At 68.3% G+C, this 24,024-nt stretch carries 25 protein-coding genes and 2 pseudogenes; 14 read left to right on the top strand and 13 right to left on the bottom strand.

The features are described 5' to 3' along the window. The 4 genes from trxA (at position 1) to ACFYPC_RS27440 (ending at position 3,181) form a co-directional block, all read left to right on the top strand. The gene (gene trxA / locus ACFYPC_RS27455) at positions 1-444 is read left to right on the top strand and encodes a thioredoxin (RefSeq protein ID WP_388681333.1); all 444 of its coding nucleotides are present in this window, start codon (positions 1-3) and stop codon (positions 442-444) included. 31 nt (positions 445-475) lie between these two features. Beyond that, positions 476-736 (top strand): UBP-type zinc finger domain-containing protein, encoded by a 261-nt coding sequence (locus tag ACFYPC_RS27450; protein WP_388681330.1) that lies wholly within the window; start codon positions 476-478, stop codon positions 734-736. Beyond that, a complete protein-coding gene (locus tag ACFYPC_RS27445; RefSeq protein ID WP_388681327.1) occupies positions 736-2,520 on the top strand; it encodes an FAD-dependent oxidoreductase in 1,785 nt (594 codons plus the stop codon). Before ACFYPC_RS27450 ends, ACFYPC_RS27445 begins: the two co-directional genes overlap by 1 nt. 109 nt (positions 2,521-2,629) lie before the next feature. After that, positions 2,630-3,181 (top strand): YciI family protein, encoded by a 552-nt coding sequence (locus ACFYPC_RS27440; protein WP_388681324.1) that lies wholly within the window; start codon positions 2,630-2,632, stop codon positions 3,179-3,181. A gap of 171 nt (positions 3,182-3,352) precedes the next feature. On the opposite strand, the gene ACFYPC_RS27435 is transcribed toward ACFYPC_RS27440, so the two are convergent. The 3 genes from ACFYPC_RS27435 to ACFYPC_RS27425 all read right to left on the bottom strand — a co-directional run bounded on the left by ACFYPC_RS27435 (position 3,353) and on the right by ACFYPC_RS27425 (position 7,009). Continuing rightward, a complete protein-coding gene (locus ACFYPC_RS27435; RefSeq protein ID WP_388681322.1) occupies positions 3,353-4,201 on the bottom strand; it encodes a helix-turn-helix transcriptional regulator in 849 nt (282 codons plus the stop codon). Between the two features lie 170 nt (positions 4,202-4,371). Then, entirely contained in the window at positions 4,372-5,493 is a 1,122-nt protein-coding gene (locus ACFYPC_RS27430; protein WP_388681320.1) for a hypothetical protein, read from the bottom strand. Positions 5,494-5,788: 295 nt separating this feature from the next. Next, on the bottom strand, positions 5,789-7,009 hold the full coding sequence (locus ACFYPC_RS27425; RefSeq protein ID WP_388681317.1) for a metallophosphoesterase: 1,221 nt from the start codon (positions 7,007-7,009) through the stop codon (positions 5,789-5,791). A gap of 191 nt (positions 7,010-7,200) precedes the next feature. On the opposite strand from ACFYPC_RS27425, the gene ACFYPC_RS27420 reads away from it, so the two are divergent. From ACFYPC_RS27420 to ACFYPC_RS27410, 3 genes are all read left to right on the top strand, one after another. Continuing rightward, complete coding sequence (locus ACFYPC_RS27420; protein WP_388681314.1) at positions 7,201-8,274, top strand: MerR family transcriptional regulator; 1,074 nt, start codon at positions 7,201-7,203, stop codon at positions 8,272-8,274. A gap of 41 nt (positions 8,275-8,315) precedes the next feature. After that, complete coding sequence (locus ACFYPC_RS27415) at positions 8,316-8,957, top strand: hypothetical protein (protein ID WP_388681312.1); 642 nt, start codon at positions 8,316-8,318, stop codon at positions 8,955-8,957. Between the two features lie 132 nt (positions 8,958-9,089). Then, positions 9,090-9,986 carry an aminoglycoside phosphotransferase family protein gene (locus ACFYPC_RS27410; protein WP_388681309.1) on the top strand — a complete coding sequence of 299 codons (897 nt, stop codon included), beginning with the start codon at positions 9,090-9,092 and terminating at the stop codon, positions 9,984-9,986. Between the two features lie 117 nt (positions 9,987-10,103). On the opposite strand, the gene ACFYPC_RS27405 is transcribed toward ACFYPC_RS27410, so the two are convergent. Beyond that, positions 10,104-10,391, bottom strand: a complete 288-nt coding sequence (locus ACFYPC_RS27405; RefSeq protein WP_388681306.1) for a hypothetical protein — start codon at positions 10,389-10,391, stop codon at positions 10,104-10,106. A gap of 687 nt (positions 10,392-11,078) precedes the next feature. Between ACFYPC_RS27405 and ACFYPC_RS27400 the strand changes: the two genes are divergently transcribed. After that, the gene (locus tag ACFYPC_RS27400) at positions 11,079-12,092 is read left to right on the top strand and encodes a hypothetical protein (protein ID WP_388681304.1); all 1,014 of its coding nucleotides are present in this window, start codon (positions 11,079-11,081) and stop codon (positions 12,090-12,092) included. 479 nt (positions 12,093-12,571) lie between these two features. Here ACFYPC_RS27400 and ACFYPC_RS27395 read toward each other — a convergent pair. Then, positions 12,572-13,156: pseudogene (locus ACFYPC_RS27395) on the bottom strand (leucine zipper domain-containing protein); the annotation flags it as partial. A 218-nt stretch (positions 13,157-13,374) separates the two neighbouring features. On the opposite strand from ACFYPC_RS27395, the gene ACFYPC_RS27390 reads away from it, so the two are divergent. After that, on the top strand, positions 13,375-13,875 hold the full coding sequence (locus ACFYPC_RS27390) for a hypothetical protein (protein ID WP_388681301.1): 501 nt from the start codon (positions 13,375-13,377) through the stop codon (positions 13,873-13,875). A gap of 433 nt (positions 13,876-14,308) precedes the next feature. On the opposite strand, the gene ACFYPC_RS27385 is transcribed toward ACFYPC_RS27390, so the two are convergent. Beyond that, a complete protein-coding gene (locus ACFYPC_RS27385) occupies positions 14,309-14,584 on the bottom strand; it encodes a hypothetical protein (protein ID WP_388681298.1) in 276 nt (91 codons plus the stop codon). A gap of 422 nt (positions 14,585-15,006) precedes the next feature. Here ACFYPC_RS27385 and ACFYPC_RS27380 point away from each other — a divergent pair, with 422 nt between their 5' ends. Beyond that, the gene (locus ACFYPC_RS27380) at positions 15,007-15,201 is read left to right on the top strand and encodes a DUF6243 family protein (RefSeq protein ID WP_388681295.1); all 195 of its coding nucleotides are present in this window, start codon (positions 15,007-15,009) and stop codon (positions 15,199-15,201) included. Positions 15,202-15,397: 196 nt separating this feature from the next. Here the strand turns inward: ACFYPC_RS27380 and ACFYPC_RS27375 are convergent, their stop codons facing one another. The 4 genes from ACFYPC_RS27375 to ACFYPC_RS27360 all read right to left on the bottom strand — a co-directional run bounded on the left by ACFYPC_RS27375 (position 15,398) and on the right by ACFYPC_RS27360 (position 17,753). Further along, positions 15,398-15,655 carry a DUF6221 family protein gene (locus ACFYPC_RS27375; RefSeq protein ID WP_388681292.1) on the bottom strand — a complete coding sequence of 86 codons (258 nt, stop codon included), beginning with the start codon at positions 15,653-15,655 and terminating at the stop codon, positions 15,398-15,400. A 58-nt stretch (positions 15,656-15,713) separates the two neighbouring features. Beyond that, positions 15,714-16,597 (bottom strand): IS5 family transposase gene (locus tag ACFYPC_RS27370; protein ID WP_388681289.1). Its coding sequence is split into 2 segments (ribosomal slippage): positions 15,714-16,225 and positions 16,225-16,597, totalling 885 coding nucleotides; the frame shifts between segments, so codons are not numbered across the junction. Positions 16,598-16,728: 131 nt separating this feature from the next. After that, a complete protein-coding gene (locus tag ACFYPC_RS27365; RefSeq protein ID WP_388681286.1) occupies positions 16,729-17,529 on the bottom strand; it encodes an aminoglycoside phosphotransferase in 801 nt (266 codons plus the stop codon). A gap of 95 nt (positions 17,530-17,624) precedes the next feature. Continuing rightward, the gene (locus ACFYPC_RS27360; protein WP_388681283.1) at positions 17,625-17,753 is read right to left on the bottom strand and encodes a hypothetical protein; all 129 of its coding nucleotides are present in this window, start codon (positions 17,751-17,753) and stop codon (positions 17,625-17,627) included. Positions 17,754-17,772: 19 nt separating this feature from the next. Here ACFYPC_RS27360 and ACFYPC_RS27355 point away from each other — a divergent pair, with 19 nt between their 5' ends. Next, positions 17,773-18,090 (top strand): hypothetical protein, encoded by a 318-nt coding sequence (locus tag ACFYPC_RS27355; protein ID WP_388681281.1) that lies wholly within the window; start codon positions 17,773-17,775, stop codon positions 18,088-18,090. A 230-nt stretch (positions 18,091-18,320) separates the two neighbouring features. Here the strand turns inward: ACFYPC_RS27355 and ACFYPC_RS27350 are convergent, their stop codons facing one another. Beyond that, positions 18,321-18,563, bottom strand: a complete 243-nt coding sequence (locus ACFYPC_RS27350; RefSeq protein ID WP_388681279.1) for a hypothetical protein — start codon at positions 18,561-18,563, stop codon at positions 18,321-18,323. 314 nt (positions 18,564-18,877) lie between these two features. Beyond that, a complete protein-coding gene (locus tag ACFYPC_RS27345; RefSeq protein ID WP_388681276.1) occupies positions 18,878-21,565 on the bottom strand; it encodes a hypothetical protein in 2,688 nt (895 codons plus the stop codon). A gap of 283 nt (positions 21,566-21,848) precedes the next feature. Between ACFYPC_RS27345 and ACFYPC_RS27340 the strand changes: the two are divergent. Together ACFYPC_RS27340 and ACFYPC_RS27335 are read left to right on the top strand one after the other, a co-directional pair. Beyond that, positions 21,849-22,181, top strand: a pseudogene (locus ACFYPC_RS27340) (transposase); the annotation flags it as partial. Between the two features lie 246 nt (positions 22,182-22,427). Beyond that, the gene (locus ACFYPC_RS27335) at positions 22,428-23,006 is read left to right on the top strand and encodes a hypothetical protein (RefSeq protein ID WP_388681273.1); all 579 of its coding nucleotides are present in this window, start codon (positions 22,428-22,430) and stop codon (positions 23,004-23,006) included. A 251-nt stretch (positions 23,007-23,257) separates the two neighbouring features. On the opposite strand, the gene ACFYPC_RS27330 is transcribed toward ACFYPC_RS27335, so the two are convergent. Beyond that, a complete protein-coding gene (locus ACFYPC_RS27330) occupies positions 23,258-23,380 on the bottom strand; it encodes a hypothetical protein (protein WP_388681270.1) in 123 nt (40 codons plus the stop codon). Between the two features lie 336 nt (positions 23,381-23,716). Between ACFYPC_RS27330 and ACFYPC_RS27325 the strand changes: the two genes are divergently transcribed. Beyond that, positions 23,717-24,013, top strand: a complete 297-nt coding sequence (locus tag ACFYPC_RS27325; protein ID WP_388681267.1) for a hypothetical protein — start codon at positions 23,717-23,719, stop codon at positions 24,011-24,013. Positions 24,014-24,024: the final 11 nt, after the last annotated feature.

Here is a 24,024-nt window from a genome sequence, read left to right as displayed (position 1 = left end):
ATGGCCACGAGCCGGAGCAGGACGGTCGTCTGCGACCAGTGCGGCCGCACCAACCGGGTGCCGGCGGCGGCCGAGGGCAGTCCCCGCTGTGGCAACTGCCAGGCCCCGCTGGCCTGGATCGCGGACGCCGGCGACCAGGACTTCGCACAGATCGTGGAGCAGGCGAAGCCGGTCGTACTCGTCGACCTGTGGGCCACCTGGTGCGGGCCCTGCCGCATGGTCAGTCCCGCCCTCGAACAGGTCGCCCACGAGCTGGCCGGACAGGTCAAGTTGGTGAAGGTCGACATCGATCAGTCGCCCGCACTCGCCCAGCGCTTCCAGGTGCAGGCCGTACCCACCCTGCTGCTGCTCGACAAGGGAGAGCTGGTCGCCCGGCAGGCAGGCGCCGCCCCCGCCCCCGCCCTGCGCAAGTGGGTCGAGGAATCCATCTCCGGGCGCCGTTGAGGGCGTCCGGAGCGGAAGAAGGAGGCTTCCCATGCTTCAGCCCGACCCGCACCTCTCTCTCGTACGCCCGGTCACACCGCGCACGCCACAGGGCTGCGAGGAGTGCCTGCGTCTCGGTTCCCCGTGGCTGCACCTGAGGCTGTGTCTGACCTGCGGGCACGTCGGATGCTGCGACTCCTCGCCGCTCAAGCACGCCAGGGGGCACGCCGCCCACATCGGCCATCCCATCGTGCAGTCCTTCGAGCCGGGGGAGGACTGGCGCTGGTGTTACGTCGACGAGGCCGTGGTCTGATGTCCGACACCGCCGAGCGGCCCGGGCCGGTGCGCGAGACACCCGACCGGTACGGGGCCTACCCACGGCTGACGCCGGAGCAGATCGGGGTGCTGGCCCGGAACGGTGAGCAACGGCCCACCAGGGAAGGGGAGGTGCTGTTCCGGGAGGGCGAGCCGTTCGAGGAGTTCCTCGTCGTCCTGAGCGGGATCGTCGAGGTCGTCCATGACCACGGCGGCCCCGAGGAGAGCTCGGTCGCGGTGCACGGGCCGGGCAGGTTCCTCGGTGAACTCGGCCTGCTGGAAGGGCAGGCGGCGTTCAACACCGCCATCGTCCGCGAGGCAGGCGAGGTTCTCGCCGTCCCCGTGGAGCGCCAACGGGCCCTGGTGGCCCAGGATCCGGTGCTCGGCGACCTGGTGCTGCGCGCCTATCTGGGACGCAGGTCTCTGCTCATCGGCCTCGGCGCCGGTTTTCGGATCCTCGGCTCGTGCTACTCGCCGGACACCCTGCGCCTGCGCGAGTTCGCCGCGCGCAACCGCCTTCCGCACCGCTGGGTCGACCTGGAGCGGGACCGGGAGGCCGAGGCGCTGCTGCGTCGCTTCGGCCTCCGTCCCGAGGAGACACCGGTCGTCATCTGGAAGGGGCAGCACGTCCTGCGCAATCCCAGTAACGCGGACCTGGCCCGTCTGATCGGGCTGCCGGCGCCGACGCCCGGGCTCACCTCCTGCGACCTGCTGGTGATCGGCGCGGGCCCGGCGGGACTCGCCGCCGCCGTCTACGGCGCCTCCGACGGTCTCAGCACCGTCACCGTCGACGCCATGGCCGCGGGCGGACAGGCGGGAACGTCATCGCGCATCGAGAACTACCTGGGGTTCCCCTCGGGGCTGTCCGGAGCCGAACTCGTCGAGCGATCGGTCCTCCAGGCCCATAAGTTCGGAGCCCGGATCACCGTGCCTGCCGAGGCGACCGCGCTCACGTCGCGCGACGGCCACTACGCCGTCACCTTCGCGGACGGCACGGAGATGGAGGCCGAGGCCGTCGTCCTGGCCTCCGGAGCGCTCTACCGCCGCCTCGACGTGCCCGGCATCGACCGGCTGGAGGGCACCAGCGTGTACTACGCCGCCACGCTTCACGAGGCCAACCTGTGCCGGATGGACCCGGTCGCCGTGGTCGGCGGCGGCAACTCGGCCGGACAGGGCGCGCTCTTCCTCGCCGGCCACTCGCCCCAGGTGTATCTGATCGTCCGTGCCGGTGACCTCGGCAAGGACATGTCGCGCTATCTGGTGGATCAGATCGAACGCCATCCGAGGGTGGAGGTGCTGCTCGACACCGAAGTCCGTCAGGTCGAGGGCGAAGGCGTCGTCCTGAGTGCCCTGGTGGTACGGAACAACATCACCGGCGACAGTCGGCGAGTGGAGGCCCGCGCCCTGTTCGTGTTCATCGGAGCCCGGCCGCATTCCGAGTGGCTGGGGAACGCGGTGGCCCTCGACGCACGCGGGTTCGTCCTCACGGGGGGCGACGCCCGAACCGCGGCGGACGGGGAGCGCTGGGCCTCGCTCGGCCGTGGGCCTCTGTTGCTGGAGACCACTCTGCCGGGTGTCTTCGCTGTGGGCGACGTAAGGAGTGGCTCGGTCAAGCGGGTTGCCTCCGCCGTGGGTGAGGGCGCCATCGCTGTCCGGCTCGTCCACGAACACCGGGCGCAGGAGGGGAACTTGGCCCGCGCGCCGGACGTCGAGGGCGCCGGGCCGCCGTCCCCGGCGTCGGCCGGCTCACCCGCTCCTCGTACCGGCCACGGCCGAGGGTGACTTGGCGGGTGGAGCCTCCGTCAACTGTTCGCTCCGCGGCCAGGAAACTCACACTCATCACAGTGAAACCCACTCGCCCTGGTCACCTCCTTGGAGAGACGCTAGGGGCATGGAGTTCTTCTGCTACCACCGCGACCGGCCCGGCTCCGCAGCGCTGCGCGACGAGCTGCTGGAAGAGCACTGGTCCTACATGGACCAGTACGCGAAGGAGATGATCGCCCGGGGCCCGACCCTCGCCGACGACGGAGCCACACCCACCGGCAGTGTGCACATCGTCGACCTGCCCGATCCGGCCGCCGCCCGCACGTTCGCCTTCGACGAGCCGAACTACCAGACCGGCGTGTACCGGGACGTGCTGCTGCGACGGTGGCACAACAGGCTGGGGCGCACCATGTGGGACTTCCCCGGGGGCCGGACCGGCGGCAACCGGTACCTCGTGCTCGGCCTCGGTTCGGGCCAGCCCGCCGACCTCACCGTGCCGCCCGAACGGGACGAACTGATCGCCTACGGGCCGCTCCTGTCCGACAACGGCGCCACCTGGCTGGGCACGGCGGCGTTGGTCCGGGCGCCGGACCCGGACAGCGCACGCGCCATCCTGACCCCGGGCCGGTACGCCGACATCGAGGTGCACAACTGGCAGTTCGGCGGACGGGAGTCATAACTTGACGCACACAGGTGAGCCCGCGGGTGCACACTGACGAACCTTCAGTGTTCGTGACAGCACGTCGATCTCGGGGTGTCGGTAAGAAGTGCGTCACCAGCCGCACAGCAGCCGGAGACCGGAAAGCCGTCGGTGTCGAGGCGTTCCCGGTGGTGGGTGGGCCTCGTCGAGTTACTCGCGGACCTGGGCGTTCACTGCGGGATGCGCGTCAGCGCTGTCCGCGCCCAGTCCCGCGAGCAGCCGCAGGCCGTCCTCGGCGGGGCTGCCGGGTGCCGCGGACAGCACCAGCAGCTCCATGTCCGAGTCATCCGGGAGCGCGAAGTTCTCCTGGTGCAGTTCCAGCAGGCCGACCAGCGGATGCCGGTACGCCTTGCGTCCGTGCGTGCGGGCGCGCACGTCCGCGCGCGCCCAGAGTCGCCGGAAACGCTCACTGCGCATCGCCAGCTCGCCGATGAGCGAGGCCAGACGGGGGTCCTCGGGGTATTTGCCCGCGGCCAGGCGCAGGTGCCCGACCACGTCGAGGGTGCATGCCTCCCAGTCCGCGTAGAGGCCGCGCTCGGCCTCATCGAGGAAGATGTGCCGGGCGGTGTTCAGGCCCGGTATCGGCCGACCGTAGAGGAGCCGGCCGAGGCGATTCACGGCGAGCACGTCCAGGCGGTGGTCCATGATCAGCGCGGGTGCGTCGGTGACCAGGTCGAGGACGCGCAGCAGTTCCGGCCGGACCCGCCCGCTCGGTGCCTTCGAGGGGCGGCGGCGCTGCTGGGTGAGCCGGCAGAGGTGTGCGCGTTCGGTCTCGTCGAGGCCGAGGACGCGGGCGAGCGCGTCGAGGACCTGCTCGGAGGGCTGGGTCGCGCGGCCCTGCTCCAGGCGTACGTAGTAGTCGACGCTGACTCCGGACAGGTGCGCGACCTCTTCGCGGCGCAGTCCTTCGACCCGGCGGCGGCTGTCGGTGGGGATGCCGACGGCCGCCGGGTCGACCCGGGAGCGGCGGGTACGCAGGAAGCCCGCGAGATCGTCCATGCGTCCAGTATGGCCTCGGTGGCGCCCGTGAAGGTGGCCCTGCCCTTACCAGGAAGTCCCGTCCTCCGGAAAGTCCCCTCCTACGGAAGAGGCGCCCTGAACGCTGGGCGCCGCGGCGCCCAGAATCGAAGGCACCCGATCACCGTGCTGCGGGCCTTCGCGGTGGGGCGTCAGTGTGAGTTCTCGTCCTTGCCCTGAGCTTCCTCCAGTTGCTGCTGACGTTCGCGGTGCCGTTGGCCGTAGGCCGCGTTGCGTACGGCCGTGCTTTCCTCGAGACCGGTGCCGAAGGCACCGCCGACGAGGGACAGCGATGTGATGAACCACGCCAGGTAGAGGTAGTCGCCGGTATGGGTGGCGCGTCCGATCGTCTTGCCGAAGACGGCGGGGTCCAGGACGAGGAAGGAGAGCGCGACCAGCGTTGCCAGCAGTACGGCGTACAGGGACAGCACGCCGAGGGCGATAGTGATCAGGGTGACGAGATTGTAGGGGTAAAGAGCGTTGTGACGACCGGGGAGTTGGTCTCCTTCGCGTTCCCACAAATGGTGGTCGATGATGATCCACGAGGTGAGGGCGAGGGCGGACAGGGCGGTGACCAGGGCTTGTTGCCAAGCGGTGAGCGCGGGGGCGACATCCCAGGTGGCGCTGTTGAAGAAGAGGACGGCAGCGGTGGCGAAGACTCCGGCCAGGGCGCGGGAGAGGCTGGTGAACAGACGCCAGGGGCGGTTGGCTCTGACCATGCCGGCGATCATGCGTGCGTGGCCGCGCAGGCCCGGTACGACGTAGCGCTTGGCGGCGGGGCCGGGGGCGACGTCGGGGCTGGTTTCACGGGCCGGCCGCCCCAGTACGTGGGGCTGTGCGGTGCGGCCGTGCGGAGTCAACTGGCTGACGATGCCCAGGACGGCCTGTTCCACCCGGGAATGAAGGTTCCGGGAGCCGAGGGCCGGCAGGGAGATCAGCGCCATGTGGCGGTCTGTGTTGATCTCGGCGCTGACTGGGTGGAGCTGGGCTCGGCGTGGGAGGTCGGTGAGGAAGATCCCGATGTCCCAGTTCTGGTCCTCCAGGTGCGTGCCCACGGCCTCAGCCATGTCGGAGAGGTCCACCTGCTCGTCAGCCACCAAGGGGGCCGTAATGGCGTCCACCTGCCATCGGATGCCTGCTCCGAGGCGGCGCTGTAGGCATTCGGGCAGATCCTGGGCAAGGTCCTTGGCGATCTCTGAGGGCAGGCCGGGATCGGCGACCAGGACAAGGCGCCGGTTCTCGGGGGACGGCGCGGGTGCCGGGTCGTTGGTCATGTGCGCCTCGATTGCGGGGCCGTGGGGTCCTGTCGAACACCGCAGGAGTGGGCCGATGCATCCATGGCCAGCTCAACGACGGGCGTGCCAAGGGGTGCTGCAGCAGACCGGTCCGGCGCGGAATGCGGTACGGCGGACGAGGGGGCGACGGTTCACGGCCTCGCCCTCCGACGTGTGACGACGAGTCATGCTCCGGATCCTGTCCTCAGTGAGACGGGACTGGTGATCGGTCTCGACGCCGCACCGCCCGGCTCGTGGACTGCTCCACGGGGACGACGCGTTGGCCCGTCCGGTGCTACGGCGAGGTCGGCAGGTGCGGGGAGCGGAGCACGAGCAGGGTGATCTCGCTGGGGGCGAAGACGCGGAACGGCGGGCCCCAGAAGCCGGTGCCGCGGCTGGTGTAGAGAAGGGTGCGGGCGCCGTGGTGGCTGAGACCGGCGAGGGCAGGCTGGTCGATGCGGACCAGGTGGTGGAAGGGCCATATCTGGCCACCGTGGGTGTGGCCGGAGAGTTGGAGATCGATGCCGTCGGCTGCCGCCCGGTCGACGAACTTGGGCTGGTGTGCCAGGAGCAGGACGGGTAGGTCGGGGTCGGCGCCGTTCAAGGCTCCGGCGAGGTGGGCGCGGTGGCCTGCCAGGCCGGAGGACTCTGCGGTGACGTCATCCACGCCGGCGACCACGAGGGTGTCGCCTCCGCGTTCAAGCAGCAGATGGCGGTTGCGCAGCGGCTCCCAGCCCAGCTCGCCCATCAGGTCGACCCAGCCCTGGGCCTCGCTGTAGTACTCGTGGTTGCCGGTGACGTACACACGGGCCCGGGTGGCCCGCACGGTAGCGAGTGGGGCGGCCTGCGCGCGGCGGCGTTGGGCCGTGCCGTCTGCGATGTCGCCGGTGTGGCAGACCAGGTCGGCTTCCAACGTGTTCACCGTCTCGCACACCCGTGCCGACCAGCGTGCGCGATCGAGTGGGCCGTAGTGGGTATCGGTGATAAGGACGACGCGGGTGCCGTCCAACCCGGCACCCAGCCGCGGGAGTTGTACGTCGAGGCGGCGCACCCGTGGCACGCGGCGGGCCTCGGCGTACCCCCACGCGAGCAGTACGGCGGTGATGCCGAGGACGGCCCAAGTGACGATTCGGGCCCGGGTCTGACTGTCACCGACGTCGGCCATGGTCAGGGCGAACCGCAAGAGGACGCCGAGCAGAACGGACCAGGTGAACAGAACCCAACTGGCACCCAGCAGGGTGTCACCGACGATCGCCGCCCGGTCCTGCTGGCGCCGGCCGTGGCCGCGCCCCATCGCGAGCGGCATACCAACGAGGCCGAGGGCGAACAGGGCGGTGCCGACCAGCGTGACGGGCAGCGGCCAGTGCTGGCCGGCGTGCAGGAGCACCCAGCAGGGCACGGCCCACAGCAGGACGGGGGCGATCAGGGGGATGTAGCGCATCAGGCGGTGCAGTCGGCTCTGCCGCGGAGCTTGCACCTCGCTGCCGGCGGATCGGGTGTCGCTGGTGTCGGTCACGCTTCCCCTCTCTGACCGGGCTGCCGTCTCGCGTACTGTATCCAACCGTCCTGGGGCTGGCCGAACGGGCGTTCATGGGTGCGGCCTCATGGGGCGAGAGGGTTCTCAGCGGGATGGCAGGACTGGTGGCGCGGAACCCGGCCGAAGAGCGAGTTGACCTTCAAGTTGGATGAAGGTCAACAATCGGGTTCATGGACGGCAGCACGGAACTACTGAGCATCAGCGCCTTCGCGCGGCGAGTCGGCCTCGCTCCGAGCGCCCTGCGTTTCTACGACGACAGCCGCGTTCTGCGGCCGGCGAGGGTCGATGCGGTGACCGGATACCGCTTTTACAGCCCTGAGCAGGAGGCCCGTGCCGTTCTCCTGCGCGGTCTGCGCGAAGCGGGGCTGCCGCTGGCCGAAGTCTCCGTGGTGCTCGACGGGCCCGAACACGTGGGCCGAGAGGTGCTGGAACGGTACTTGGAGAGAATGCGGGCCCAGACGCAGACCGCCAAGGCAGCCCTCGCGGTGGCTCTGCGATCCCTCTCGACTGCAAGTAGTACGACGGAGGTGCGAATTGACGGCGTAGAGCTCGCCAGTGCTGTGCGCCAGGTGGTCCCGGCCGCAGCTTCCGACGGGGAGCATCCTGCGCTTGACTGCGTCCTCATCGAGATCGATGACGGCGAGGTTCGTCTGATAGCCACCGATCGCTATCGCCTGTCGATGCGCGTCCTGAAGCCGGCGGCGCTCGATGGAGGACCCTGCCACCTGCTGATGCACACGGCTGACCTGATCGAGCTCGGACAATGGGCGGCCCGAGTCCACCAAGTCACCCTCCAGGTCGGGCCGGACGGCGCTCGAGCACGTAGTGCGACACAGTCCTGCGTCCTGGCGACGGTCGACGCCGAGTTCCCTTCCTACCGTGAGATGCTCTCGGCTCTGCCCCCGACCGAATACCGTGTGATCGTGGATCGCCTGGCCCTTCGCGACGCGGTCAACAGCCGGGGCGACTCTGCACCCATCGCCGTGAGCTTCGCCGACGATGAGCTGGTCCTCTCTTGGGCCGATCATTCCCAGACCGCCGCCTTGCCCGCGATCTGCCACGAAGACCTGCCCCAACTGATCGGTTTCGACCCTGCCGTCCTGGCTCCCGCGCTGGAAGCCGGCGTCGGGCCCGACGTCCTGCTGGAGATCTCCGCAGCGGACCGTCCTGTTGTGGTGCGTTCCGCGGACCAGGGCACCTTCACCACCCTGGTCATGCCGGTGGCCCTCGACACCTCCACCTGACTCCGTCGCAACACCGCACCCCCATCACCTCTAGGAGAGCCGTGACCGACCCCCAGAACGTCGTCGTGCGGCTGTGCGTGCAGGGCATGCAGGCCGAGACCGAAGGACGAGACGCCCAAGCACGGGCCCTGTTCCTCCAAGCATGGGACGCAGCCGAGGACGAGTACGACGCCTGCGTCGCCGCGCACTACCTCGCCCGGCACCAGCCGACCCCGCAGGAGACCCTGCACTGGAACCAGGAATGCCTGAACCGGGCCGACAAGGTCGGCGACGACCGTGTCCGCGGCTTCTACGCCTCACTCCACGGCAACATGGCCAGAGCCCACCGGGACCTGGGCCAGATCGACAAGGCCCGCGAGCACTTCGAGGCCGCGGCCAAGCACCTCGACGCGGTCCCGGCCGGCCCCCACAACCAATGGCTCCGCTACCGCATCGCCGCAGGACTGCGCGCCACCGACCTGTCCGCACCCCTGCAGCACGAGAACCCGGTCGGCGAACTCCTCGCCCGGCTCTGCGCACGCACGGACCTCGAAGCCCTGAGTCTGCTGCTGCCTCCGTACATGGGCAGCCTCGGCACACCCGAGGACGACGAACGCATCACCACCGCCCTGCGCATGCTCCACGCCGAGCGTCGGCTTCCCGACGCTGAGCAGTCCCTCCTCCGCCACGCGATCGAACTGTGAATTTCGGCCAGTTCCGTCCTGGAGCCTCTGATCTGCAGCTCTGAACCGAATTGGTGATGCGAGAGGAATCACAGCGAGATGCTCCGGAGAGCGAGAGTTGCTCCACCTGCCGCCTCGGTACTGTGACTGCGCATGACCGACACCGAGATTGCGATCAGCGCAGAGCTGGTCCGTGAGCTGCTCCAGGAGCAACATCCAGACCTTGCGGGGCTGGCCATCCGTGAGGTGGCGGGCGGCTGGGGCAACCAAATGTGGCGCCTCGGGGACGAGTTGGCCGTGCGCATGCAGCGCATGGACCCCACCCCCGAGCTCCAGCTCAAGGAGCGGCGGTGGCTACCCGTGCTGGCCCCGCGCCTGCCGCTTCCGGTGCCGACCCCGGTGCGGTTTGGCGAACCGTCCGAGCGTTTCCCCAAGCACTGGACGGTGATGACCTGGGTTTCCGGCGAGCCGCTGGACCACGGCTCGATCAGCCGCGGCGCCCACGCGGCCGTCACGTTGGCGGACTTCCTTCGGGCGCTCCATGTGGAGGCGCCCGCCGAAGCACCGACAGCTACGGACCGCGGTGCCCATCCCAGGAACTGCACAGACGGCTTCGAGAACTTCTTCCAGGCCGTTGCCCCCGACGACATCGCTGCCGACGTCCGGGCCGTCTGGGACGACGCCGTTGCGGCCCATGCGTGGGAGGGTCCGCCGGTGTGGGTGCACGGTGACCTCCATCCCGCCAACGTCGTCCTCTCGGACGGAACGCTCTCGGGCATCGTCGACTTCGGTGACATGTTCGCCGGCGATCCGGCGTGGGACCTCGCCGCCGCATGGGTGCTGCTGCCCGCGGGCACGGCCTCACGGTTCTTCGACGTGTACGCGCATGCAGACGAGGCAGCGATCCAGCGCGCCCGCGGGCTGGCCGCTATGAAGAGTCTCTTTCTGATGCTCATGGGGCAGAACGGAGATCGGGGCCTTCCCGGCGGCAAGCCGCACTGGGGACCGGCAGGCAGGGCAGCACTTGATCGCGTCCTGAAGGGCGACTGACGAGCTCGTGCATGGTTGGCGGTGATACGTCGAGGACTGCGGTGGTGCCCGGGGCCACGTCTGCTGTACGGATTTTCCGGTCCGTGACTTGTTGGTGGGACAGCAGGAACTGGACACCTAATCGTCGCAGTTGACCCGGCCGCCCCCGGAATACCTGGTGCCGTTGACCTCCACCCAGCCAGTGATCTCGGCGCAGTAGATGTTGGCGCCTGAGACGTAGATGCTTCCGGCGTAGGTCGAGTAGGAACCCCTGTCGTACCAAGAGGTCTGCCAGACGTAGCGGCGGACGCGAACTTCCATGTTGTGCGAGCCGGTCCGGTTGTCGAAGGTCATCGCGCAGTAGGTGCCACTCCCCGTCTCGTCCCGCCAGACCTGGATGTATCCCACGTTGTCCGACAGGGGCATGCGGGGAAGCGCGTAGCCGTTGCACGACGAGAACGGCCCCGCGTAACCGGGCGGGGCGTCGGCCGGGTCGGTTGCCGACGCGGGGCCCGACCCGCCCAACACAACACCCGCCACGAGTCCACAGACCGCCGCGACGGATAGGCCACACCTTCTGATCCTGTCGATCCTGCTCACCACAAGCCCCCTGAGCCTCATGTGTCTGGCGGTCGACAGCCCCGCACAGACCGGAAGCGAACGGCACTTCCCGCCCGGATGAGGACCCCGATCCCGTACGTGACCGACTCACGGTAGCGAACGGTCCGCCACCCGGGAAGTGACCGATTGAGCCACTGGGCCCTCACCGCTGGACCCTGGAGCGCACCGTGACTTGGCAGTCCCATCGCCGTGATGAACATCGCGATGGCCACGGCCGAGCCGATCGCCATGCCCAAGCCGATGCGGTGGAGCACCGACTTGGGCCCTGTCCGGGCGAGTTGACTACTGTGGTCCATGAGGCTGTGAGCGGCCGGACGGGGGCAGGGAGTGTACGAAGCGTATGAGCATTGCTTGGAGCCGCTCAACGCGCTCCAGAGCCGCCCGAGTCCCGGATCGTGCCGGGCGCCAAGGTGCCGTATCGCCTGGCGGGTCGCGGCCGTGCTCAAGCCGCCGAGAACCTCCCACCGAGTATGCCAAGGAGATCATCACCGTATGTCCCGATTCACGACCCGCTTCATGCGGCTGCCGCGTTTTGACGTGGTGGCCCTCGGTGTCACTACGGCCGTTGCGCTGACCGCATGCGGCGCCGGCTCGGACACCGGGGAGGCTGCGCGCGCGAGCGCTACCCCGCAAGGTGTGGTCAGCCAGGCGACCGCCAAGAAGATCACCGACAACTACGAGAAGGTCAACAACCAGGCCAACGCGGGCCAGGACGAGAAGCTCCTGGCGACGGTCGAGGCCGGCCAGGTCTACGCGATGGACGAGGCGACGTACACCCTCTTCCCGACCTGGTCGGAGAGCGACAGGAAGGCCTACAGCAAGCCCTTCTACTACCAAGATCGCTCGTACGTGATCCCGGAGAAGGGCACAGCGACCTGGTTCGCCGTCCAGGCCACCGCCAATGAGGGTGATCACGACTCGGTGCTGCTGGTCTTCGACAAGGTGGACGGCACCTACAAGATGGTGCTGTCCCTGTGGGCCGACGACGGACAGCCTCTGCCGAAGCTCGCTGTCGATGAACACGGCCTCGCCGAGGCCGTCGATCCCGCCACCAAGGTGGGCCCGCTCGCTCCGGCTGAAGTCGGCGCGGCCTACGAGGACTTGTTCGCGACCGGAGGCACGAAGGACGGCAAGAGCCTCGCCTCCACGGAACTGGTCCAGCAGGCCGTCAAGACCTATCAGGACAGCAGCACGAAGGGCACGGCCGACGGCATCGCCACCAAGCGGTTTTTCGCGAAGACCCCGGCCGACACGAGCGTGTACGCGCTGCGGACCGCCGACGGCGGTGTTCTCGCCATGTTCCCGACCGCGCACAACCAGGAGTCGTTGGTGAAGGAGGCCTACCGCTCCAGCAGGTCGCTCGTGCCCAGCGACGGACAGTCCGCTCTCGGCGCCATCAGGGGCGATGTGATCACCGACGTGCTCGAGGGACAGGGCATGGCCGAACTGACGGCGACGGCCGCCCGGATCACGGCGATCGGCTGGCAGCAGGTCGACTCCCGATAGGCCCGCTGGGAGAGACGGGCTCGCAACCGTGCCAGCTCGGGCCTCGGCGCGCGGGCCGTGCGGAACGGCGCACACGCAGTCGGCCGGACGAGGCCGTACGTAGGGTAGGCAAACCCATAGGGCTCTGCCTACCCGACGGCGACGGGCCGGTTGTCCCACCAGCCATGAGTGGGCGGCGACGGAGTTCTCCGAGTGGGCGAATCAGTCACCGAGTTGGAACTGCTTGGCTGCCACCCCCTGCCGGCCGTCGGCCGCCTTTGTCCCTGGCTGGAATGCCTCGGGGATGTTGCGTTCGCTACGTCCATGGAGGCCTCGTCCGCCGGCGATGACTCGGCGGCCCCGTTACCGAGCAGGCTGCTGCGCGGACTTGGGTGCGCCTGGTCGCGGCACCGCCCTCCGTCCAGCGGTCCTACCTGCTGGCCTGGCCGTCACCTGGTCCCGAAGTCGGCGGCGCCTGGTGCGGTGCGTGTACCAAGGGGCTAGGAGTATTGACCCGCAGGGTTGTTCACACGGCTGATCGGTGGCTGGCCGCCGAGTGGGGTGTGGCAGCGGTGCGGAAGGCTGCGCGGGTGACGGCCTTCTCGTCAGCGTGGATCTGTAGGCCAGGCGGCTGTGGTCGTCGACGGCGGAGTGGACGTAGTCGAAGCCCATGCTCGCGCAGGTGGCGCGGCCGGCCCGGCGGCCCCAGGACCTTGTGGCCCCCGCCGTTGGGGATCCGGACGAGTTTCTTGACGTCCACATGGATCAGCTCGCCGGGCCGTTCGCGTTCGAAGCGGCGGATGACCTGTCCAGTGGGCCGTTCGAGGAGGGCCCGCCGGTTCAGGCCGTGCCGGGTGAGGATGCGGTGCACAGTCGATGCGGGCAGACCGAGGACCGGCCCGAGTCGTGCGGCCGGAGCTTGCGGCTCTGCCGCAGCCGGCAGATGCGGGCTTCGGTGGTGGCCGTGGTCCGGGTGGTGTCGTGTGTGGGCGGCTGGAGCGGTCGAAGAGCCCGCTGTCGCCCTCGGATCGCCGGCGCCGGATCCACTTGTGGGCGGTGGGACGGGAGATGCCAGTGACGTCGGCCCCTCTGCCAGGGAACGGAGGGGCCGCAGCGTCGGCGGACCCCGAATGCCAGACCCTGACATCTGTCAGGGTCGCGACGTTGCCGGCGTGGTCTACGGTTCGAGGCGCCGACTCGGGGGAGCTCTTGGCCGTTACGGCATCGGGAGCAGGAGATGTGAGTGGTCCGGTCGGGTAACAGCAGCAGCCGGGTGACGACATCTCGCCGTTGGAATGGCTGCATGGGTTACGAATACAGGGGAGATCAAATGAGATTGAGAAAGATCAGAACACGGGCGGCTGCAATGGTCGTGACGATGATCGCCGCAGTCCTTGTTCCGCTGGCGGCGCAGGCACCAGCACAGGCAGCACCGAACGTTGCGGCCGGAACGGCCGCGTGGACACCGCAGATCTACCCGCTGTTCTCAGGCGAGTGGGTAAAGCGGGATGTGTCGACTGACCAGCGGGAATCGGAGCTGATCTGGTGCTCCCTGGCATCTGGAATCGCCTGCGTGGCGGTTGGTCAGGGCGACGGCAAGCACAGCATCTTCCACCTGTTCAACTGCGATACGCGGTCGCTCTCGAACTTCGTGGACGCGCTCTCTGTTCGCAACAACCAGACTGGCGGAGCCCAGGTCCGTTTCTGGGGTCCCACGTACACGTACTACGCCCCCGCGGACGGCAACATCTACAACTTCCCGGACTACGCGACGTATGACTTCAATCGTCTCGATATCTGCTAAGGGCGCATCGACCCGGGCACGTTGATCATGGTGTCCGGGTCGGAAGCCTTTGCAGTGACGGCTGCGGAGTGACGACTGTCTGACGTACAGGTGGTCGATACCTGGTTGACCACGCTGCGCAGGGCGATGGTGAACAGCCAGGCCTCCTCCACGACCGTACCGCTACGAATGCCTCGTCACAGTTGGCGGCAACCCGGCGGTGGCTTCTCCAACCGATCGGACATACGGTCGTCGTTCGATTCGCAGGGACGTAGCCGCACCCCGACCTCGCACATGTCCCGTACCGGTCCGCCTGGCGCCGCCATCACTGACGCCCGTCAAGGGGTGAGAGGCAGGCATTCAGCTTGTTCTTGATCTTCGCGACTGTCCTGGGTCATCGACGGCTGAGCGGCGTGCCATCGGATCCTGGGCACGTGTGCTTCCTCGCGCCGCGCTACACCTGCCGGACGACCTGATAGATCGTCTGGGAGACGGGCGCCGGATGCGGGGCCTTGTTCCAGCCGATCTCTGCGGCGCGCTTCTCGATTGCCTGGTGCGCGGCGTGAGCTGCGGCTTCGTCCTCGAAGAAGGCGACAGACAGCCCGTTGCCAGTGGCAGGATCGACAAGGTGATACGCGCCATGGACGCCGGGCACGGCGGCTGCAGCATCCAGCACCCAGCCCCGGTCGTCAGTCGGCATCGGTTCCCACACGGCTACCCTCGCGATCATCGCTGCCTCCGTCTCGCTGGTCTGAGCCCCCAGAATGAAGCAACCGTCGTGAGAACGCTCAATAACTGTCACAGGACAGAGACAGAGACGCGTGGAGTTCGGTGAGGTTCTCGGCGCGTTTGACGGGTTTGCCGACGTCGTAACGGGGTGTCTGGTGCTTGTTCTTGGAGCCGGGCGTAGTACCGCAGGGCCATTCCCGGAAGGAAACGGCTCGGGCGCTCGCCGAAGGCCCGGCGGGCACTGGGGCGGCGAACACGTTGGTGTGCGGGGCCGACGGAACCGGGTAACGTCTTTGTCATGTTCTTCCAGACGCCGATTTACGAGTGAGAGCGTGATGGGCGCCTGCTGACGTCTTTCGACGTCGCCTCCCGTCCGCCACCGATGAGTCCGTAGATCACTTCGCATCCTTACCGGGAGAACCCGTGACCGTGAGCAAGAACATCAACAACCCCGTGGGTATGGGCGGCGGCCAGCGCAAGAAGCTGTCCCGCGCCGAACGGCAGAACCACGGTCCGCACCGCAACCTCGACCGCCAGGATGCCGCCGACAAGAAGGCGGAGCTGGTGCGCAAGATGCGCGAGAAGGCAGGCGCAGCTGAGGACGCCGGGCAGAGCTGACGCACCGCCGCCGCAATGCGGCACCGCACGGGGCAGGGTCCGGACCGCGACACGCGGTCCGGACCCTGCTGCCGCACCGGGCGCGGGTGGTCCCGCTCAGCTCTCTGCCGACCACCCGCGTCTCAGCTGACCCCCCGCACAGCCGCAGATGCGGTAGCGCGCCGCTGACGACTGGAGCCTGTCTCTTTGAAGACTCCTAGGACCGCCATTCGTGCTGGTAGGCGGGGTGCTCGGCATACGACTGGGCAAGGACACGAATCGCGTGGGTGAGACCCGCGTGACGCGGGTCTGTGGGGTCCATGGCCGTGTAGTCCCGTGCCAGCATGTCGATCAGATCGAGCATGGGCAGGTGACTGTCTAGCAGGGCTTCGCCGCCGAACGTCTGGGCGACGTAGGCGTAGGCGTGATTGTCCTCCTCGATGCGAGTGCGGAGGAACTTCAGGAGGTCGTCCATGCGCTTATATTCGCGCGCCGTCCTTCGCCTCGGGGGGCGTGCCTGTAGGTCTCTGTGGTCAGCCGCTGGTCCAGATGAGGATGGCGGCCAGGTGGAGTGCGGCCTGGTAGGCAAGGGCGAGTTTGTCGGTACGCATGGCCGGGCCCCGCCACTGTTTGAGTCGGGCGATGCAGCGTTCGACGCTGTTGCGCTCTTTGTATGTCTCGGCGTCGAAGCCGGGCGGGCGACCTCCAGCGCGCCCTCGCCGGAGGCGGTGACCGATCGGGTCGGCCGGCTGTGGGATGACGGCCCGGATACCGCGTCGACGGAGATGCGCGCGGATCGCGCGGGAGGACGGACGCCCGGTCCGCGAGGACGATGCTGGTCGAGTCCTTGGTCTCCCAAGTCCCTTTCGTGGAACTCGGATTCTGCCCATGACTGCCTCGAAGGCCAGGGCGTCACCGGCCTGGCCGGCGGTGACATGCAGAGCCAACGGTCGCGCCCGGCTGTCACTGGCCAGGTGGACTTTCGTGCTCAGACCACCGCGGGAGCGTCCGAGTGCGTGATCGCGAGGTTCTGAACGTTCGGCTGCCCCCGTTTCCTGGCTCCGGCAGCGCGCTGGGACTGCGAGTCGATCAGCCCGGCGCTCGGCTCCGCGTTACGGCCGTCAGCCTTACGGACCCGGCCTCGCAATGTGTCGTGGACCTGCTCGGCGGTGCCGTCGTCGTGCCACCAGGTGAAGTACCAGTACACAGTGGGCCAGGGCGGGAAGTCCTTCGGCAGTTGGCGCCAGGCGCACCCTGTCCGTACCACGTAGAAGATCGCGTCCACGATCCGCCGACGTGGGTGCTTCTCGCGCCGCCCGCCCTTCGGCCCGGACCTCGCCGCCGGCAGTAACGGCTCGACCAGAGCCCACTGCTCATCCGCCAAATCCGACGGATATCCGCCCCCAGAGCCACTCACGCGAGGCTCAACGACCCCTCTCGCCCCGGGACACGGCAGATCTCAAACGCGGTCTCAGGATTACGAGCGACGTGCCTGACGGTGCGCAGGTGACTGTGCCGTGTGGGCCCCGGATTCGGGGGGCCTTGGTGTTACTTCCGATATTCTGCCCATGTGGTAGCCGCGGCGCATAGGTTGTGTGTCCACTCGTTGTCTTCGTCGGCGTGGGCGATGGATTTCCACAGTCGGCGTTGGGCCCGGGCGAAGGCGTCGATGGATGACTTCGGGGTGGTCTTCCAGGCAGGGTGGCGCTCGGCCAGTTCCTGGGCTTCCTCTGCGGTGTGGCCGGCGGCGATCAGCCAGATCACCCATAGGGCGGGATCGATCCAGGCTGCACCACGCGATGCCCATGCCCAGTCCACGAGGCGGGCCCGGTTGTCGGTGATGAGGACGTTGTCGGGTTTCCAGTCCGTGTGTACGAGGTGAGGGCCGGCGAACTTCTGGAGGTCATCCGGGTTGGTGACGTAGGCGCTCATCCGTTGGGGCATGGTCTTCGTTTCGACCTGCGGCGGTACGGTCAGGGGGGCCATGTTCCACATGGCTGCGCTGACGCGTGCCAGGTCTCCGGAGCCTGGTGAGTAGTCCGCGTGCAGGTCCCCTAGATCTTCGAAGCTGAGGAGATCCCACCCGCCCTGCCTGATGTGCCAGCGCAGGTCGGGGGCGAGGCCTCCGGTATACGGGTTGATGTCGGCCTCGCGCTGCTGCGTCCACACTCTCGGGTGGTGCGCGCGCAGTCCCTTCACGAAGGCCGTGCTGCTGTCGGAGTAGATGCGAGCGGCGATTTCGGAGTTCAGGCCAGCCGACACCATGTCGACCCGGTGTACGGGGCCGTCGACACTTTCGATGATCTTCAGTACGTCGTTGGGGATGTCGGTCAGGCGGTGCGTTGGCACGGGATTGCTCCGGGTGAAACGGGGGTGGAGGGTGGATTGTTCACGAGTGCGGGCGGGGGCCGCACAGGGGTGGCCCCCGCCCGGGAGGATCAGTTTTAGGGGTTGTCGTCGTTGCAGCCCGGCAGCGTCTCGGCGATCAGCGTGGCGACGTTTGCGACGAGCACGACATCGTCCGCGGCGGGCGCAGCACCCGGGGGCGGCTGAGTCGCCAGAGTCTCGGCCACCCAAGCGGTCAACGACGTGATGCCCGCGCTCCACAAGTATCTGTCCGAACAGGGTCTGCATAGAGTCGAGTTCACCGTTCTGCACCCCGGCGGACCCCGGATCATCGAGGACGCCGAACGCGGACTCGGCCTGTACCCGGCTGCTGAGGGCCAGGCCAAGCCGACCCGCCACAGCTGGGCCACCCTGCACGAACACGCCAACCTCGGCGGCGTAGGCGTCCTGGCCGTACTCGCGCGCACCCACGACGATCCCCCCGCCGACGGTGCCCGCGGCCTACTGCTCGGCCTCGGCCCGGGATTCGCCGCCGCCGGCGCCACCGCCACCTGGCAGGCCTGAGACGTCCGCCACCCGGAGACGGGACCGTCAGAGCCGCCCCGTTCCCACACCGCCGTTCCCCTGGCAACCGGACCGGCACACACCAGGCTCCGGTCTCAGCGAAGGGGCCGAGCCACATGCTCCATGTGGCGACCGGCGTCAGGACACGCTCTTGGCCTTGTCCTCCGGATAGTCACGTGTCGCTGAGGCCATGTACGTGAGTGCCTGTGCGAGAACCTTCTAATCTGAGGTCAGCGGATGCCGTGGGCCACGCCGAGCACCAGCAGCGCCTCCAGCCCGAACCAGCCAGCGAATCCCAAGCCGACCATGACGAGTTCCAAGAGGCGTTCCCATGCGGGCGGGATGCTGGGGGTGCGGGGCCGATCGGTCCACCAGCCCACCCGCATGAGTACGGCCAGCGCGGCCGCGGAGCCGCCAGCGAGCGTGGCCCAGGGTGTGAACGGCTCGTCGGCCAGGCGCCGGGACCACAGCACGCCCGCGACCAGGGGCAGCAGGAGGAGGGGGTCTTCACGAGTGGCACCGACCAGGACTGTCAGACAGCCATCGAAGATCGCTTCCCGTTTGATCGGTGATCGTTTCCCACCGATGGGACGACCGTCTTTCCTGCGGAGACGGTGGTGATGATGCCTCCCTGGGCATGAGCTTGCCTGTTCCTGAAGCGTCCATTGCGGAACGCCAACCGGGGGCGTCGCATGAGGGGTGGACGACGCAGCGAACGAGGGCGAGGTGAACCGCTCCGGGGCTGATGGAGGCTCCGCCGATCCTGGAGCGGTTCACCTCAAGGTGCTCAGCCGCAGGGCGGCTGGTACTCCAGTCCTGGAAAGTATCGGGACCATTCGGTTCGGGTGATTGTGGGGTGGGCCTGGGCACAGGCCCGGTCGACGGTGGTCCGCGTGTCGGTGTCCCAGATCTGTGCGGTGTGGTCGGCGCCCGTGGTGATGATCTTGCCGCCGTCCGGGGTGAACGCCACGGACTGGACGGCGCCGAGGTGCCCGGTGAGGACGGCGAGGGAGGCGGGGCGGTCGGCGCGGGCCAAGTTCCATACGCGAACCGAGCGGTCGTAGCTGCTGGTGGCGAGGGCCCTGCCGTCCGGGCTGAACGCGATCCCGCTGACGACGTCGTCGTGGCCGCGCAGGACGTCGGAGGGGGATGGGTCGCGGAGGTCGGTGACGTTCCACAGCCGCACCGTCCGGTCGTCGCTGCCGGAGGCCAGGGTCCGGCCGTCCGGGCTGAACGCGAGGGCGTCGACGAAGTCCTTGTGGCCGGTGAGGACAGCGAATTGGGCGGGGTGCCGGGGGTCGGTGACGTCCCACAGCCGGACGGTCCGGTCGTCGCTGCCGGAGGCCAAGGTGCGGCCGTCGGGACTGAAGGCTACGGGTTTGACGTTGAGGGTGTGCCCGGTCAGTTCGGGCAGCCGGGCGGGCCGGGTTGCATCGGTGACGTCCCACAGTCGGATCGTGTGGTCGTAGCTGCCGCTGGCCAGGGTCTTGCCGTCGGGGCTGAAGGCCACTGAGAATACGGTGTCGGTGTGGCCGGTGAGGGGCGGGCCGTACGGGGACGGGTCGTGGAGGTCGGTGATGTTCCACAGTCGGATCGTGTGATCGCGGCCGCCGCTGGCCAGGGTGTGGCCGTCCGGGCTGAAGGCGACCATGGCGATGGTGTCGGCATGGCCGGTGAACGTGGCCAGCCCGACCGGGCGACGGGGGTCGGTGACGTTCCACAAGCGGATGGTGCGGTCGAAGCTGCTGGTGGCAAGCGTGCGGCCGTCCGGGCTGACCGCTGCCGAGCTGACGACCTGGGTGTGGCCGCTGATGGTGGTGGCCATGGTGCTGAGCAGGGCGTCCCGGGTTGAGTCCTCGGGCGCGAGCCGGTATGCGGCGAGGCTGAGCTGGGCGGCGAGTGAGGGCCTGAGCAGTCGGAGTCCCACCGCCTCCCCGGCGGCTCTCTGGGCGAGGGCTGTATTGCGCTGCTGGGCGACCTTGCCTTCGATGTGTATGGCGTACACGGTCGCTCCGCTCGCGGAGATGAACAGGACAGCCAGGAGCGCGACGAGTTGGCGAAGCCGGTGCACCCGACGGCGTCCGCGCGTCGCTTCGGCAGCCTCGGCGGCGGCGCTCGCGTCGAGGAACGCTCGTTCTCGCGGGGTCAGCCCCGTCAGGTCGCGGGCCAGGTCCAGCCGTGTGCCGCGGTATAGGGCGCCCGGGTCCCGATCCAGCGACTCCCACACGGCGGTCGCCTCGGTGAGGCGGCGGTGGACGCGCAGCGCCTCGCGGTCCCGCACGATCCAGCCGCGCAGCCTGGGCCAGGCCGTGATCAGGGCCTCGTGAGCTAGGTCGACGGTACCTTCAGAGAGGGTGAGCAACCGGGCACGTACCAGGCTCTCCAGGACTGCGGTGGTGTCCTGGGGGTCGTCGGCGAGGTCGAGTTCGGCGCGGTCGGCGGGGCGGCGGGTGTCGGGGGCGCCGTCACCGGGGCTGATCAGACGTAGCAGGACGCGGCGGGCCAGGACGGCCTGGGCATCGGTGAGCCGACGGTATACATCCTCGGCGGTACGGGAGATGGAGCCGTGCAGCCCGCCCGCTTCCTCGTAACTGGCCTCGGTCAGGGTACGGCCCCTGCGGTGGCGCCAGGTCTCCAGCAGTGCGTGCGACATCAGTGGCAAGGCACCGGGTTCCCCGTCGACCTCAGTGAGGATCCGAGCGGTCAGGGCCCGTTCCACGATCAGTCCGGCGGCCGCAGCCGGCTTCACTATCGCCGCCCGCAACTCCTCGGAGCTCATCGGGCCGGTTAGCAAGGTGGCGTCCTGCAACGCGGCGGTGAGCCCCGCGTGCTCGGCGCAGTGGCTGAGGAAGTCCGCCCGCACCGCAACGATCACCCTCAGTCCGCTGCCCGGTTTCCGCGCCGCTAGGAGCCTGTCGATGAAGGCAGTCCGCTCGGCCGGGTCGATACAGAGCGTGTACAGCTCCTCGAACTGGTCGACGATCAGCCAGGTGTCGCCGTCCTCGTGCGGTGCGGGGACAAGGCGCTCTCCGTGAGCCCTCATCGGCTGTTCACCAGGTGCGAGGATCCGTACGGCCGCCGGGCTCAGGCTGGACCGGTCCGCGTTCCGCAGCCGGGGGATCAGCCCAGCACGCAACAGCGACGACTTCCCGCTCCCCGAGGGCCCGAAGACGGCCGTGAACCGGTGCGCCGTGGCGAGGTCGACCAACCGGTCCACAAGGTGATCACGGCCGAAGAACAGCGCTGCGTCACCCAGTTCGAAGCGCGCCAGGCCCCGGTACGGCGGATCGGCATCGTCCTGCGCCAGCCGCTGCGCCGCCTCCTTCCCGGCCACCTCGTGCCAGCGCCGTTCCCACTCCGTCACGTCGCCACCACAGACCTGTGCGTAGGCGAGCGTGAGCGGCAGTGACGGCAACCGCTGCCCGGCAGCCGCCTGGGACAGGGCCGTCACCGAATACGCGGCCTGCCTCGCCATCGCTCGGTAGGTCGGCCCTCCGGCCTCCTGGCGCAACTTGCGTAACTCAGACGCGAACCGCTGTATCGGCCCGTCATCCGGATCCATCGGAGCCTCACTACGCCCCATGTACTCATCCCCGTTCCACGATCGGCCCCGGTCGTACGGCGTTTACGTACACCTCAGGCTTTCACCGGGCAGGCTGTCCGGCGGGTGGTCAAAAAAAACAGAAAGTGCCTCTTGACCTGCAACGACAGGACTTGCTGAGGGTCCTGTACGTGGCAGAGAAAGAGGCACTTCCCAGGTGAAGAAGCGTAGCGGCTCCTACCCACGTGTCCGCGTCCGGAGCGGTGGCTGCTCGGTGGTCTCGCGGGCCGGGACGGTGCTGCTGGTCGAGACGGTCTGTAAGTCCGGCCTGGACACTGCGATATCGGCGGCGCTGGCCCCATGGCGAAAGCCGCGGGCCGTGCACGATCCCGGGAAGAACCTGCTGGACCTCGCCCTCCCGACAGCCCTGGGCGGAGAATGCCTGGCCTACGTCCGCCTGCTGCGGGCAGAGCCGGACGTGTTCGGCCTGCTGGCATCCGATCCGACCGTCTCCCCCCTGGCCGACGGCCTTGCAGCGTCCGGACCGAAGGGCTACGCAGGCGAAACGGCGTCCACAAGCGGATCCACCACTTCCCAACAGGAGCGACGCGATTGTTCACAGCGACGGAAAGGGGCTGCTGAACAACCCAGCGTCCGCTGAAGCTGAACTGGACATTGCAAGGCCACGGAGAACACCACAGGTCCAGGTGGGCAGGAAGGTAAACGACGTGAGATTAAGACGGCTGCCGCTCTGATGACGGCCGCCGCTCTGCACGCACCAGAATGAGAGGTAACAATGCAAAGCGAATTACCAAGACTCAAGGCGATGTTCGCGGTTGCCGTGGCCGTTCTGGCTCTGGCCTTCAGCGCCGGCACCGCATCAGCCAGTACTGCAGACGCGACCAGTCCCTACGCTTCCCAAGCCAAGCAGGCAGGTCTCACCACCTCGCAGACGGCGGCGCTTCAGAAGGAAGTGAACCGGTACCTCGCCCAGACAGGCGGAAAGCAGGTGGCCGCCAACGTGATCGACCTGGGCGGTAAGAGCCTGATGTCCGTGGCTCTTCCTGGCGAGGCTCACCCCCGCGACATGACCGATGGGGTGCTTGTCAACGTCTGCGATGACTCATGGGCCGACTACGGATGGTTCTGCGCCTGGAGCGGCACGAGCTTCACCGGCAGTTCGATCGCCATGTACGGCTGCGCGGACTACGTCATCCCGTGGACGGCTAACGGGTCGTGGGAAAACAACCAGACCACTGGCACTGTCGCCCGCTTCAAAGACAACAGCGGCTTCATCGGCTGGGAGGACGAGGGTGCCTACGACAACGACTGGGACGCACCCTGGTACTGGGTCCACTGGGTCCGCAACTGCTGAGCGGCGGCAACAGCTCCGACCAGGGGCGGAACTGTACATCGGCCTTTGAACCCCTTTCACCCTGTGCTGTAGGGGTGAGGCAGGTCGGCCAAGAAAGGCTGTGACCCGACAGGGCTCCTCGTCGTCGGCGTGGTGATTCATTCAGCACGCCGACGATCAGAGGGGCCCTGTTGTTCTGTAGCTGGTCACTTTTTGAGTCGCCTCTTGGCCGCGACTGGGTCACGTGCCTGACTCATGGGCGTCGGAGCCGGTTACTGGTAGAGCGCGGCTCCGGGCTCGTCGATGGCCACGGTTCGCAAGGGCCGGTGGCCCTGCTCGTCGAGCTGGGCGAGCTCGTGTAGCCGCCGGGTACGTCCCACAGGCCGGGCAGCCACCGCAGCCAGTGGACCGCGGGGACGCGGTCCAGCCAGGCGCGGTCGACCGCTGTGACAACCTGGCAAGCGCTTTCGATCAGATCGGCGTTCATCTCATCCGCGGCGTCCGGGCCGGAACTCAGAAACGACAGAGCCCGCTCGGCGACGGCGCGCTGCTGTGCCGGGGCAAGAGCCGGCCAGCCGGGAACCGGCCCCGACCGGCCGACTACCTCCGTGCGATGCTGAAGGCCCCGCATCACCCCGGCGAACTGCGGCTCGTTCAGAACCTGTTCGGCGCTCCACGCCCCGCTGCCGTCCGCCGCCAGGTGAGCCCGGGCTGCGCGTTCGGCACGGGCGATGCATGACGGCGTTGGTCAACTGATCCCGGTTCAGATCCGCTCCCGTGACGCGCAGATGAACCGCCGCCAGGAGCTGATCGGTCGCGAGAGTCTCCACGGACGCCCTCTGCAGGAAGTTCTGAATCAGGTTGTCGGCGTCGGTGAGCGCCTCGGCTCCGAGGTGGAGGATGATCTTGGTGCTGACGCAGCGGCCGGAGCGACCGAGCTAGCGTGCGATGTGCCGGTGTGGTGTCAGTGGGTGGTGTCAGTGACGGCATGTCAGGTCATGGTGTTTTCGCTGTTGGTGGGGTGTTGAGCGTGGGGAGT

The sequence above is a fragment of the Streptomyces sp. NPDC005808 genome (assembly GCF_042871385.1).
Classification (GTDB): Bacteria; Actinomycetota; Actinomycetes; order Streptomycetales; family Streptomycetaceae; genus Streptomyces.
This window is presented reverse-complemented; position numbering and strand designations above follow the sequence as displayed.